8 protein-coding genes and 5 pseudogenes are annotated in these 12345 nt (G+C 66.7%); 4 read left to right on the top strand and 9 right to left on the bottom strand.

What is annotated here, in order from left to right; translation table 11 throughout:
- Positions 1-16: 16 nt before the first annotated feature.
- Positions 17-407 (bottom strand): annotated as a pseudogene (locus ACZK2V_RS06460) (barstar family protein).
- Between the two features lie 280 nt (positions 408-687).
- Between ACZK2V_RS06460 and ACZK2V_RS06465 the strand changes: the two are divergent.
- Both ACZK2V_RS06465 and ACZK2V_RS06470 read left to right on the top strand, forming a co-directional pair.
- Positions 688-2910: a methyl-accepting chemotaxis protein gene (locus ACZK2V_RS06465; protein WP_486323025.1), complete on the top strand. Its 2223-nt coding sequence runs from the start codon at positions 688-690 to the stop codon at positions 2908-2910.
- 166 nt (positions 2911-3076) lie between these two features.
- Positions 3077-3445 carry a glycine zipper 2TM domain-containing protein gene (locus tag ACZK2V_RS06470; RefSeq protein WP_032127541.1) on the top strand — a complete coding sequence of 123 codons (369 nt, stop codon included), beginning with the start codon at positions 3077-3079 and terminating at the stop codon, positions 3443-3445.
- Between the two features lie 126 nt (positions 3446-3571).
- Here ACZK2V_RS06470 and ACZK2V_RS06475 read toward each other — a convergent pair.
- The 5 genes and pseudogenes from ACZK2V_RS06475 to ACZK2V_RS06495 form a co-directional block, all read right to left on the bottom strand.
- A pseudogene (locus ACZK2V_RS06475) lies at positions 3572-4697 on the bottom strand (ABC transporter permease).
- Positions 4694-5881, bottom strand: coding sequence for an ABC transporter permease (locus ACZK2V_RS06480; protein WP_486323026.1), 1188 nt, complete (start codon positions 5879-5881; stop codon positions 4694-4696). The pseudogene ACZK2V_RS06475 and the gene ACZK2V_RS06480 overlap by 4 nt, the downstream one beginning before the upstream one ends.
- Positions 5866-6878 (bottom strand): annotated as a pseudogene (locus ACZK2V_RS06485) (HlyD family secretion protein). The gene ACZK2V_RS06480 and the pseudogene ACZK2V_RS06485 overlap by 16 nt, the downstream one beginning before the upstream one ends.
- The gene (locus ACZK2V_RS06490; RefSeq protein WP_486323027.1) at positions 6871-8271 is read right to left on the bottom strand and encodes a TolC family protein; all 1401 of its coding nucleotides are present in this window, start codon (positions 8269-8271) and stop codon (positions 6871-6873) included. Before ACZK2V_RS06490 ends, ACZK2V_RS06485 begins: the two are co-directional and overlap by 8 nt.
- Before the next feature lie 78 nt (positions 8272-8349).
- A pseudogene (locus tag ACZK2V_RS06495) lies at positions 8350-9241 on the bottom strand (LysR family transcriptional regulator ArgP).
- 106 nt (positions 9242-9347) lie between these two features.
- Between ACZK2V_RS06495 and ACZK2V_RS06500 the strand changes: the two are divergent.
- Together ACZK2V_RS06500 and ACZK2V_RS06505 are read left to right on the top strand one after the other, a co-directional pair.
- Positions 9348-9966: pseudogene (locus tag ACZK2V_RS06500) on the top strand (LysE/ArgO family amino acid transporter).
- 175 nt (positions 9967-10141) lie between these two features.
- Positions 10142-10810, top strand: a complete 669-nt coding sequence (locus tag ACZK2V_RS06505) for a hypothetical protein (RefSeq protein WP_049424509.1) — start codon at positions 10142-10144, stop codon at positions 10808-10810.
- Here the strand turns inward: ACZK2V_RS06505 and map are convergent.
- The 3 genes from map to ACZK2V_RS06520 form a co-directional block, all read right to left on the bottom strand.
- On the bottom strand, positions 10807-11589 hold the full coding sequence (gene map / locus ACZK2V_RS06510; protein WP_193391273.1) for a type I methionyl aminopeptidase: 783 nt from the start codon (positions 11587-11589) through the stop codon (positions 10807-10809). The genes ACZK2V_RS06505 and map overlap by 4 nt on opposite strands.
- Positions 11590-11599: 10 nt before the next feature.
- On the bottom strand, positions 11600-11812 hold the full coding sequence (locus tag ACZK2V_RS06515) for a ParD-like family protein (protein WP_005412680.1): 213 nt from the start codon (positions 11810-11812) through the stop codon (positions 11600-11602).
- A 68-nt stretch (positions 11813-11880) separates the two neighbouring features.
- On the bottom strand, positions 11881-12240 hold the full coding sequence (locus ACZK2V_RS06520) for a bleomycin resistance protein (protein WP_486323028.1): 360 nt from the start codon (positions 12238-12240) through the stop codon (positions 11881-11883).
- Positions 12241-12345 lie beyond the last annotated feature (105 nt).

The following is a 12345-nucleotide window of genomic DNA, read 5'->3' on the forward strand; positions in this document are numbered from 1 at the left end:
GGTTGCTGCAGAGTGCTCAGCCTGGCACCAGGGTGATCTGCGGATGGCTGCCGAAGATCTCCATGACGATCTCGAAGTAGGTCTGTCCCTGGCCAAGTGACAGTGCCGTCAACTGAGCGTGGATGGCCGGACCGTTGAACCTGCCGCCCTGATCGAGTTTCGACTGCAGCCAGGCGCGTGTGGTCTCGCGGCCCAGTGCCTCGCGGCTGTGGGCGATGTCGCGCCACACCACCGTGGCGGTGGCATGACCGGCGAGCGCCGTAGCCCCCGTGCAGCAGGTCATCAAGCGCGTCCAGGCTTGCGCCCAGCCGCCAGTCTTCGTCGGCCATGAATACACGATTGATTTCCACGTAGAGGCTGGCGATGTCGTTGATGGACGCGCCTTCGATGTGCAGGATCCGTGTCATCTGCAGACTGTAGCGCTCCTGGGCGACGGTTGTGTCCGGCGCAGATAATCCGGACCGCCCTGGATGGGGTGGCGTTATTATGGTGTTAATCCTGCGTGATTTTCATCGGGCGCTGGCGTGGCAGCGGTATTCGATAAGGATATGGCGCCATTATCGGTCGCCGCATTTTCTGACTGCCTGCACAGTTCCATATATTTGGATCGGTCCATATATAAAGTCCCGTAAAGTTTCCCTCCGCTGCGCCGCCATCGAACGTACGGCCACGATCAAGGGAATTGAGATGCTTGCCTTACGTAATCTCCGTGTGGGATCCCGGCTTGGCGCCGGCTTCGGTCTGCTGCTGCTGTTCATCATGGCCATCGTCGGTCTGGTGCTGTATGGGAATCAGCTGAAATCCGCCCAGTTCGAGAAAGTGGTGGACGTCAACATGGTGAAGATGCGCCTGTTGAATGACATGCTTGATACCAACAACGCGGTGCTGATGCATCGTCGCCTGATGGTGATCAAGCGGGGTGACGAGTTCGACAAGGATTACCAGCGTGCCCAGGAGTTGTCGCGGACCTATGACGGTATCTGGGCCAAGTACATCAAGATTCCGCGTGACGCTACCGGCGATACCCTGGTCGCGCGCATCGAGGCGGCTCGCAAGGCCACCGATGCATCAACCCAGCAATTGCATGAGCGCATGAAGGCGGGGGATTTCGATGGTGCAGCGAAGGAGCTGCTGGCCGAGCACGGATTGGCAACGGCCTGGAATGAATCCATTTCGGCCCTGCTGCGCCACCAGGAAACACTGACCGAACGCAGCCGCGAAGAGTACCGCGCAACCGAATCGTGGACCGGCACGCTGTCGATCGCGTTCGGGGCACTGAGCCTGTTGCTGGGGACGTTGGCGGCCTGGGCGATCACCCGCAGCCTGACCCGCCCGCTGGAAGGAGCGGTGAAGCTGGCCGACGGCATCGCCAGTGGCCGCCTGGACAGCAGCATCGACGCCACCGGCAACGACGAGGTGACCCAGCTGCTGAAGTCGATGCAGCGCATGCAGGCACAGCTGCAGTCGGTGATGGCGGCACAGGCGGAGCTGGCCCGCCAGCACGATGCCGGCAGCCTCAGCTACCGCATGGACGAGAGCGCGTTCCCCGGTGACTACGGGCGCATGGTGCATGAGACCAATGCGCTGGTTGGATCGCACGTGCAGGTACAGAACCGGCTGATCGAGGTGATGAAACACTACGCACGCGGCGATCTGTCGGTGGACATGGACCCGCTGCCCGGCGAGAAGGCGGCGATCACCCAGGCGATGGACGAAACCAAGTCCAGCCTGTCGGCGATCAACAGCGAGATCCGTCGGTTGGCGACAGCGGCTGCGGCAGGCGACTTCAGCCTGCGCGGCGACGAAGATCGCTTCGCCTATGATTTCCGCGACATGGTGGCCGGGCTCAACCGCCTGATGCAGACCACCGACGAGAACCTGGTGCAGGTCTCGACCCTGCTGCAGGCCATCTCGCGCGGCGACCTGACCGTGCGCATGCAGGGTGATTTCCATGGCGTGTTCGCGCGCATGCGTGATGACTGCAATGCCACCGTCGACCAGCTCAAGCAGATCGTCGGCCGCATCCAGTCCAGCGCCTCCAGCATCAATCTGGCCGCAGGTGAAATTGCTTCGGGCAACACCGACCTGTCGCGGCGTACCGAACAGCAGGCGGCGAACCTGGAAGAAACGGCAGCATCGATGGAGGAACTGACCTCCACCGTGAAGCAGAATGCCGAGCATGCACGGCAGGCCAACCAATTGGCCATCGGCGCGCATGGTGTTGCTTCCCAGGGCGGTGAAGTGGTGGGCCAGGTGGTCACCACGATGTCGGCCATCGAGGCATCGTCGAAGAAGATCGCCGAGATCATCAGCGTCATCGATGGCATCGCCTTCCAGACCAATATCCTCGCGCTGAACGCGGCGGTCGAAGCTGCGCGTGCCGGCGAGCAGGGCAGGGGCTTTGCAGTGGTGGCCAGCGAAGTGCGTACGCTGGCGCAGCGCTCGGCGGGTGCGGCCAAGGAGATCAAGGGGCTGATCGAGGATTCGGTCGGCAAGGTCGCCGACGGCTCGGCGCTGGTCCGCCAGGCGGGCACCACGATGGGCGAGATCGTGGCCTCGGTGCAGCGCGTGACCGACATCATGGCCGATATCTCTGCTGCCTCCCAGGAGCAGAGCTCGGGCATCGAACAGGTCAACCAGGCGGTGGTGCAGATGGATGAGACCACGCAGCAGAATGCGGCGCTGGTCGAAGAAGCCAGTGCTGCAGCGCGCTCGATGGAGGAGCAGGCCAACCTGCTGGCCGAGGCGGTTTCGGTGTTCCGCACGGGGGCGGTGACCGCCGCCGCCGCGGTGCGCCCGGCGCTGGCTGCCGTGGCGGCATCGGTTGCGCCGGTACGCCGGCCCGCGGTGCTGTCGCCGCGGATCGAGCCGACGCTGGCTGCCAATGCGGGTGGCTGGGAAGAGTTCTAGAAGAGGGCAAGGCCGGCAGGGAGACGGCGCCCATCGCGACGGCTGGTCGCGATGGGCGCGGATTTTCTTCCTGAACGTGCGATGGCCGATGAAGTGGCGGACACGCGCATTTCACTTCCGGTTGCCAACTGCGGGAGGACACTGGCGCCATACCGGAACTCAGGAGATGGCCATGAAGACCTCGACCCGATTGCTTGTGCTGGGCACCCTGCTGGCGGCTTCGTCGGTGGCCGGCGCGCAGACCTATGGCCCGCGCGATGAGGGACGCAAGTTCAACGACGGCAGCCGCGTGGTCTGCAAGAACGTGGAAGTGCAGCGCAACTCGCGCGATCCGAACCGCATCACGGGTACCGCCACCGGCGCCGTGATCGGTGGCCTGCTCGGCAACCAGGTAGGCGGCGGCAACGGCAAGAAGCTGGCCACCGTGGCAGGCGCCGTTGCAGGTGGTGCAGCCGGTCGCCAGATCCAGGGCAACAGCCAGCAGAAGAACGGCGACCGCGTGGTGGAACGCCGCTGCGAACGCGTCTACCGCTGATCGATCGCAGCCAGACCCCGCTTCCCCTTCCACACCGCAGTACTCGAACGCCGGCCCAGCGCCGGCGTTCGTCGTTACGGAAAAAGGGGACGGAGGGGATTAAGTCGCAATCCCCCAATCTGCCGTTTACGACTTAATCCCCTCCGTCCCCTTTTTTGCGAGGAGGCGCCAGCTGGCGAGGCTGCCGTAGAGCAGCAGCAGGGCGGTGAGGGTGACCAGTTCGTGGCTGACTTCGGCCAGGCGGGCGTCCATCTGGTTCAGGCGCACCATCAGGTTGATGCCCGAGGTGGTGGGCAGCAGCTGCGCCAGCCAGACCAGCGGTGGTGGCGTCATCACTGCCGGCCACGACAGGTTGGCCAGGAAGAACAGCGGGATCGAGGTGGCGATGATGTACTGGAAGGCGCGTTCGCGGGTGCGGAAGAAACTGCCGACGAACAGCCCGAAGGCCACGGTGGCGGCGATGAACAAGGTGCCGCCCAGCAGCTGGCCCAGCGGATTGCCGCCGCGCGGGTAGTCCTGCACCCAGGCGGTGAAGCCGGCGTAATAGAACAGGCCAAACAGGCCGATCAGGCCGAAGCCCAGTGCCATACCGGCCAGGGTCGGCAGGTCGAAGCGCAGGCGCCGGCCGAGTGCGAGACGACGGCCACCGAGCAGGACGCCGATGCCCATCAGCAGGGTCTGGTGCACGATCAGCTCGGCCACGCCGGGCACGATGGCGCTGCCGTAGCCTTCCTGGGTGTTGTACAGCGGGCGCTGCACCAGCGTGACCGGTGGTGCCTGCGGTGCGCCCATGAAGGCGGCCTGGCCGACCACGGCATCACGTCCGAACGCACCCAGTGCATCGGCCACGCTGCCCAGCACCCAGCTGGCGCGGCCCAGGTAGGCGCCGTTGCCGAGCAGCACCAGCTTGGCCGGGTGGCCGCGCAGGATGTCGCGCTCCAGGTTGGCCGGGATCAGCACGATGCCTTCGGCATGACCGGCTTCCAGCTGCTGGCGCGCTGTCGATGTCCGCAGGCTGCCCGACCACGCGTGCGACCCGCAACGCGTCGAGCTTCCGCAGCAGCTCGCGGCTGGTGGCACTGTGGTCTTCATCCACCACCAGTACCGGCAGGTTGCCGGCCACCTGGTGGCGATACGCGGCCGGGTAGAAGAACGAGTACAGGATTACCGCGCCGACCATCACTACGATCGCATAGCGGTCGCACAGCACCGCCATCAGGGTCTGCCGCAGGCTGCGCCAGAGTGCGCTCATGCGTCGGCCCCCGCCGCTTGCGCGGCTTCGGGCGTACGCGCGAAGGCGATCAGGCGCAGCCCACCGATGCCGCCAGGCACCACTGACATCAGCAGCAACGTGGCCAGCGGCCATACCGAAACCTGCAGCGGCGAACCGATGAACTGTTGCTGGGTCTGCAGCTTGATATAGGCGCTGAGCGGCAGCAGCTGATGCCAGACGCGGGTGAATAGCGGCCCGTCCAGCACCGGGAAGGTGGCGCTGGAAAATGCCAGTGCAGTACCGATGCTGAGGCCGACCGCGGACAGTGCGGTACCCATGTCGCGGGTGACGCCGACGAAGAACAGCGCGTAGGCGGCGGTGGCCAGATAGAACAGGGGTTGAGCGAGCAGCAGCAGGAGCACGCTGCCGGCCACACCATCACCGCGCAGCCAGGCCAGGTAGCCGATGCCGAGCGCGCCATACAGCGAGAACAGCAGGATGTACGGCGCGACCTTGCCGGCAATCGCCAGCCACGGCGTGCGGCCCAGCCAGGCGGGCAGGGTGCCGTCGCGGATTTCTCGGCCGAGGCTGCCGGCCACCGCAAGTGCCAGCACCAGCGACAACACCGCCGGGAAGATCAGCGGCAGCAGGAACAGCTCGTAGCTGCGCGCCGGGTTGTACAGGATGTCCGACTGCACCGCGATCGGTGCCGCACGCAGCTTGCCCGGGCCGACCTGCAGGCCGATGCGCTCGCGCAGCAGGCGTGCGTTCCAGGCCGAGACCGCGTCGCCGATATCGCGCGCCGCGGACTGGCCGGTGGTCATGTAGGTGGCGTTGTAATAGGCGAACACCGTGCCCTGGCGCCCACGCAACGCCTGCCGGGTGACATCGCGCGGCACCAGCACGATGGCGAACACATCCAGCCGACGCAGCTGCGAACGTGCGTCCTGCATGTCCGCAGGCTGGCTGGCGATGCGCACGCCGGGGCTGGCATCGAGCATGCGCAGCAGCAGGCGGCTGTCGCTGCTGTGGTCGAGGTCGACCACGGCGATCGGGATGTCGCGCATCACCGAGGGCGTGAACATCCACGCCATCACGGCCAGCATCAGCAGCGGCAGCAGGGTGACCAGCAGCAGGTCGGCGCGGTTGCCGCGCAGCGACCGCAGCTCACGCCGCCAGCTGGCGGCGAAGCTGCTGCTGTCGGGGCTCAGTGCTGGGGCCATGCGAACAGCACGCTCATGCCGGGGCGGAAGCCCTCGATGCGGCGTACCGGGCGCACCCGCACCTCGAAGCTGCGGACGTCGTAGCCGGACGACTGGCGGGTGGTCCGCCAGGTCGCATAGTCACCGGCCGGATTGATGAAATAAACCTCGAACTCGCCGTCCTGGCCAAGCGCCGGCACGCTGCCCCGCAGCTTGCTGCCGACCTTCAGGCCCTGCATCTGCGATTCGCGCAGGTTCATCGCCACCCACATGCGGTCGATGTCGACCAGGGTGAACACCGGATAGCCCGCTGGCACCAGTTCGCCCGGGTCGGCCATGCGCTTGTTGATCTCGCCGGCCACCGGCGCGCCCTTCCACTTCGACGCGCGCTGCGTTGACCTCGGCCACCGCGCCCTGTGCCTGCTCCACCTGGCCCTGCGCGGCACGCTTGTCCTGCTCGCGTGCGCCGGCCAAGGCCATGTCGTACTGCGCGCGGGCGGCACGCGCCAGTTCGCGCGAACTGGCGGCCTGGGCATGCGCTTCATCGCGCTTCTGCCGGGTCATCACCCCTTCGTTGAACAGGTTCTGCACGCGCTGGTAGGTCGCTTCAGCCAGCGTCGCACCGGCTTCAGCCCGCTTCCAGTTGGCTTCGGCGGCGCGGATGTCTTCGCTGCGCGCACCTTCGTCGGCCTTGTCGGCCACCGCCTGCGCGGCGGCCAATGCGCCGTGCGCCTGCTGTTCCTTGGCGGCCACTTCGGGGCTGTCGAGCAGGAACAGCACCTGCCCGGAGCTGCACGCGGTCGCCCTCGCGCACCTTCAGCTCGGCCACGCGCGCGGTGATCTTGGCGGCCACGTTGATCGTGTCCGCATCGGCCATGCCCTGGATCTGGTCGGCGGGGCTGCGCCAGGCCAGCCACAGGCCGAGCACCACCACGACCAGCAGCACCACTATCAGGATCGGGCCCAGGCGGCGCTTGGCCGGGGGCGTCGTTGCATCGTCGTGCAGCACATCACTCATGGTCGATCACCTCGTCCGCACGCCGCCGGAACTCTTCGAAACGGTCCATCTGTCCACTGACCTCCAGCAACTGTGCCAGCGCAATATCGTATTGGTAGGCGGCCTGTGCGCGCTCGACGCGGGCGCCGCCGAGGCCGAGCCGCGCGTCGATCACATCCAGCGAAGTCGCCTGGCCTTCGCGGAACGCCAGCTCCTGCAGGCGCAGGTTTTCCTGTGCCTGGGCGATGCTGCTGTCGAGCAGCACGTACTGCTGGCGCGCGGTTTCCAACTCGTTCCAGGCCTTGCGCACGCCCAGCGCGACCTGGTTCTCGGCCTCGCGCAGGCCTGCTTCGGCCTGTTCCTGCTGTGCACGCGCGGCGCTGATCTGCGCCGGCCGCGAGTTCGGCGACAGGAAGGTGTACTTCAGGCCGATGCCGAATGCCCAGTCCGGATCGGTCAACATCTCGTCACGGCGGCGGAAGTCGTACTGGCCGAAGGCGAAGATCTGTGGCTTCAGCTTGGCCTGCTGCACGCGCACGCCCTGTTCGGCCTGTGCCACCATCGCCCGCAGGCGTGCGATCTGCGGCTGGCGTGCCTGCGCAGTACGCTCGAAGCTGGCCACCGGTTCCAGCGGCACGCGCTGCACGAACAACGGCGACACCGGCTGCACCTCGCCACCACTGCGCAGCAGCGTGGCCAGCGCCGCCTTCAGCGTGGCCAGGTCGTTCACCGTTTTCTGGTATTCGCGCTCGGCCTTGTCGCGGGCCACGGTGGCCTGCAGGCGCTGGGCGCGGGTGGCGAAGCCCTCGCGTTCCAGCTTCTCCGCGTCGGACAGGTGGCGGTTGAGGCCATCGCGTACGTCGCGCCGCACATCTACCGCCTGCTCGGCCAGGCGCTGGCCGAAATAGGCCTGGGCCAGCTGTACGGTCAGCGATTGGCGCTGAGCCTCGCGCTCGGCACTGGCCTGTTCGTGGGCGGCGCTGGCCGCACGTTGCGCAGCCGGAATCACGCCGCCGGTGTACAGCGGCAGCACCGCGGTCACCACCGGGCGGGTACGCCAGTCGCGTTCGGTGAACGACAGCGGCGAGTCGATGCCATAGGCCTCGGCCACCGGTGCCAGCGAACCCAGTGGCAGGGTGAGGGTCTTCTGGAACTGCAGCCGGCGCACTTCGCCGGTGATCTCCGGCAGGCGCAGCAGGCGGGTGGCGTCCTGCAGGTCCTGCTTGTTGCGCACCGCTGCATCAGCGGCGGCCAGTGCGTCGGAGACCTGCTCCAGCCGCTGCCGCGCCTGTTCCCAGTCCAATGCGGGTGCATCGGTGAGAGTCTGCGCCGCTGCAGCCAGTGGCAGGCAGGCTGCCAGCGCCAGCGCGGCCTTCGCGCCGTGCATCCTTGTACGTCGGCCGATCACGCCCATGCCGTCCCAATGGTGAAGAAGTGCGCAAACGGTAGTGCGTGCGGCGTGAAGCCCGGGTCTGCGGTCATTGGATTGTCCTCATCGTAGGGTGCTGCTGGCCGCAGTGCGCAGCGCCTGGGTGATGTGCTGCAGCGTGCTTGAGCGTACGGCGGCATGCTGCCAGTACAACGGCACATCGAGCCAGCGGCGGGGTTCCAGTACCACCACGCGGCCGGCGCGCACGGCGGGCGCGACCAGGGTTTCCGGGGCCATGCCCCAGCCGAGTCCGCACGCAGCGGCTTCGACGAAACCGGTGGAGGAGGGCAGGTAGTGTAGCGGTGGCTGCAGGCGGGCGCGGGTCAGGCGCCGCACGAAGCGCCACTGCAGTTCATCCTTGCGGTTGAACACCAGCATCGGTGCGCGCCAGGGCCGTGGCCTGCATGCCGTCGCGGAAGTACTGGCGGGCGAAGCCGGGCGAGGCGATGGCGTGGTAACGCATGGCGCCGAGCGGATGCACGTTGCAGCCCTTCACCGGTTGGCTTTCGGCAGTGACCGCGCCGAGCACGCTGCCATCGCGCAGCAGCTGCAGGGTATGGTCCTGGTCATCCATGCGCAGGTCGAACAGGTAGCCATGGCGCTGGTGCAGTTCGGCGATGGCCGGCACGAACCAGGTATCGAGCGAGTCATCGTTGACCGCCAACGGGATCGGCGTGCGCGCGGCATCGCTGCCGCGTTCGGGCAGCAGTTCGGCCAATGCCTCGGCCTCCAGCGCCTGCATCGGCCGGACCCGGCGCAGCAGCGCTTCGCCTGCGGCGGTGGGCCGGCACGGTGCCTGACGTACCACCAGTACCTGGCCGAGCCTGTCCTCCAGCGCCTTGATCCGTTGCGACAGGGCCGACGGGCTGATCGACAGGCGGCGTGCCGCGGCGTCGAAGCTGCCTTCTTCCAGCACCGCAGCAAACGCGGCCAGTTGCGGATGTACCAGATCCATGCCGGTGCCTCTTCAGTTTTCCTGCACAGGATAAAGAAAAATCAGATTGTCTAAACAGGGTCAGCGGCCGCACCCTGCGCGTCCTCTCGCTGCCTGGTCTGTCCTGATGTGGATCGCCGCTACCGCCGCCGGCCTGTTCGCAGGTGCCGGCCTGATCATCGCCATCGGTGCGCAGAACGCCTTCGTGCTGCGCCAGGGCCTGCAGCAGCGCCATGTGGGCAGGGTGGTGCTGGCCTGTGCCGGCGCGGACATCGTGCTGATCCTGGCCGGCGTCGGCGGCATGGGCGCGCTGGTGCTGCAGTGGCCCCTGCTGCTGCAGGTGCTGCGCTTCGGTGGTGCGGGCTTCCTGCTCTGGTATGGCCTGCAGGCGGGGCTGCGCGCACGGCGCGGTGGCAGTGCGCTGGCCGCCGCCGAGGCGCAGGGCGGCAGCGGACGGCAGGTACTGCTGACCTGCCTGGCCTTCACCCTGCTCAACCCGCACGTCTATCTGGATACCGTGGTGCTGCTGGGCAGTCTGTCCACGCGTTACCCGGGCGATCTGCGCTGGGCCTTCGCCGCCGGTGCCTGCATTGCCAGTGTGGTCTGGTTCTGCACGCTGGGCTATGGCGCGCCTGTTGCAGCCGGTGTTCCGCAGGCCGGGCGCCTGGCGTGTGCTGGATGCAGGCGTGGCGATCTTCATGTTCTGCCTGGCGACGTTGTTGCTGCTGCGTCCTTTATCGCCATGAGTGCGTGACGTACGCCGGTGTTGCGTATGTGTTCCACCGGTACGGTTCACGTGGCCGGATACAGCGCGGATAATGCGCGCCTGGTCGCGACCCCGCCGCGCATGCCGTCGTTCGGCAGCCCCCCGGTTGCCTGTGTTCTCGTTGTACGACCGCCACGGCGCGGCATCGGTGTTGCATGAAAGACAATCTACAGCTGCTCCTGTCCCACCTGGGGCGCACCTTCCTGTTCGGCCTGATGATGGCGCTTCCGCCTGCGTTGGCCTGGCTCGACATCCATTGGCTGGGCAATGCAGTCGGCGAGTGGTCGCTGGTCGAACTGACCCAGGAAGGCTTCCTGGTCGCCAGCGTGGCTGCCTTCGTCCGGCTTGCATTGCGACGTGCCGATGATCGGGCCTTTGCCGTTCTGGCGGCCGCGCTGTTCGCCTGCATGCTCCTGCGTGAAATGGATGAGGCGCTGGACCTGATCGCACACGGCTTCTGGAAGTACCCGGTGGCCGTGCTGATCATCGGTTCACTGGCCTGGGCCAGCCGCGACTGGCGCCGGGCCATGCCGGCGCTGGTGCGTTTTCTCGTATCCCGGCCGGGTACCGTGATGACGATCGGCCTGGTTCTGCTGCTGTTCTATTCGCGTCTGATCGGCATGACGTCGTTGTGGACCGGACTGCTGGGTGACCAGTACATCCGCGTGTTCAAGAACACCATCGAGGAGACCACCGAACTCCTTGGTTACACCTTCATTCTCGCAGCCAGCGTCGGCTATGTGGCACAGCGGGTACGCGAACCGCTGACGGTACGGAAGCGCGCCGTGCACGAGGGTGCCGGGATGCAGCAACGGCCACTCTAGGCGGCATCCACCGCGCACAACGGCGTCTCGCCGGGGCGCAGGGTCAGTACCCGCACGCCGGTGCGGGTGACCGCCACCGTATGCTCGAACTGCGCCGACAGCTTGCCGTCGCGGGTGTACACCGGCCATTCGTCCGGCTGCTGGCGGATGGCCGGCTTGCCCTGGTTGAGCATCGGTTCGATGGTGAACACCATGCCTTCTTCCAGCACCATGCCGGTGTTGGGATGGCCGTAGTGCAGGATCTGCGGTTCCTCGTGCATCTCCTGGCCGATGCCGTGGCCGCAGTATTCCTTCACCACGCTGTAGCCGTGGCTGCGCGCGTGGCGGGCGATGGCGTGGCCGATGTCGCCCAGCCGCGCACCAGGACGCACGGCGGCAATGCCTTTCCACATCGCCTGGTAGGTGGTCTGCACCAGCCTGCGCGCGGCATAGTCGACCTCACCGACCAGATAGGTGGTGCTGGAGTCGGCGATGTAGCCGTTCTTCTCCAGGGTGATGTCGAGGTTGACGATCTGGCCGTTGCGCAGCACGTCGGTGGTGCTGGGTACGCCGTGGCAGACAACGTTGTCGATCGAGGTGTTGAGCACGTACGGGAAGCTGTACTGGCCCTTGCTGGCCGGCCTCGCCTGCAGCTCATCAACGATCATGCGTTCGACGAAATCGTTGATCTCCATCGTGCTGCGGCCCTGCAACGGCAGCTGGTCGAGCGCGGCGAACACCTGCGCCAGCAGGCGACCCGATTCGGCCATCAGCGCGATCTCGTCGGGGCGCTTGATGATGCCCATTGGCTCAGACCTGGCCCGGCGGCAGCAACGGGGGCTGCACGCCGGCCGCGCGCAGCTCGCTGGCGACGATGTCCTGGAAGCTCAGCGTGGGGTTCAGCTCGCACAGCATGCCGACCCGGATCCAGAAGTTGGCCTGGGCGTTGATCGAGCGGCTGGAGACGGTACAGGCACGGCGCAGCTGGTCGTGCAGGGTGTCATCGATGTTGACGATGCCCATGGGCGGTCCTGGTGGAGTGGATATACGAAGCGTATATATTTCGTATATACAACTCAAGGCCGGGCGGTTCAGCTGGCGTCGGTGGCGAAGCGCAGACGGTTGCCGTCGGGGTCGACCAGCAGCATCTCGCGGCTGCCCCATTCGGTGTCATGCGGCGGCTGTTCGATGGGGACGCCTGCGGCGCTGAAGGCGCAGTGCAGGGCGTCGACGTCCTCGACGATGAAGTACACCGCGCCGCCGACCTCGCAGTCGCCGCTGTGTTCGGTGAGGAAGATCGTCTGGCCGTCGCGGGTGAGCTGGGCGAACAGCGGGAAGCCGGGTTCGAAGCGGTGTTCCCAGTCAACCACGAAGCCCAGTCCCTGCACGTAGAACGGCAGGGTGGTGTCGGCGTGGCGCATGCGCAGCTGGGGGATGACGGTCTGGGGCATGGCGAGGGCTCCTGGGGCAGGCGTCCAGTGTAGTGCCGGCCGCTGGCCGGCATCCCCGTGAGCCCGGGAACAATGAGGTTGCCGACCAGCGTCCGGCACGACCGA

This window comes from Stenotrophomonas sp. 93052_Sma, assembly GCF_056481145.1.

What these genes read in the sequence shown, in the direction of transcription:
- ACZK2V_RS06520 (WP_486323028.1), bottom strand. Translation starts at nt 12,240, where the DNA reads ATGCCCCAGACCGTCATCCCCCAGCTGCGCATGCGCCACGCCGACACC.
- ACZK2V_RS06515 (WP_005412680.1), bottom strand. Translation starts at nt 11,812, where the DNA reads ATGGGCATCGTCAACATCGATGACACCCTGCACGACCAGCTGCGCCGT.
- ACZK2V_RS06465 (WP_486323025.1), top strand. Translation starts at nt 688, where the DNA reads ATGCTTGCCTTACGTAATCTCCGTGTGGGATCCCGGCTTGGCGCCGGC.
- ACZK2V_RS06480 (WP_486323026.1), bottom strand. Translation starts at nt 5,881, where the DNA reads ATGGCCCCAGCACTGAGCCCCGACAGCAGCAGCTTCGCCGCCAGCTGG.
- ACZK2V_RS06490 (WP_486323027.1), bottom strand. Translation starts at nt 8,271, where the DNA reads ATGGGCGTGATCGGCCGACGTACAAGGATGCACGGCGCGAAGGCCGCG.
- ACZK2V_RS06505 (WP_049424509.1), top strand. Translation starts at nt 10,142, where the DNA reads ATGAAAGACAATCTACAGCTGCTCCTGTCCCACCTGGGGCGCACCTTC.
- ACZK2V_RS06470 (WP_032127541.1), top strand. Translation starts at nt 3,077, where the DNA reads ATGGCCATGAAGACCTCGACCCGATTGCTTGTGCTGGGCACCCTGCTG.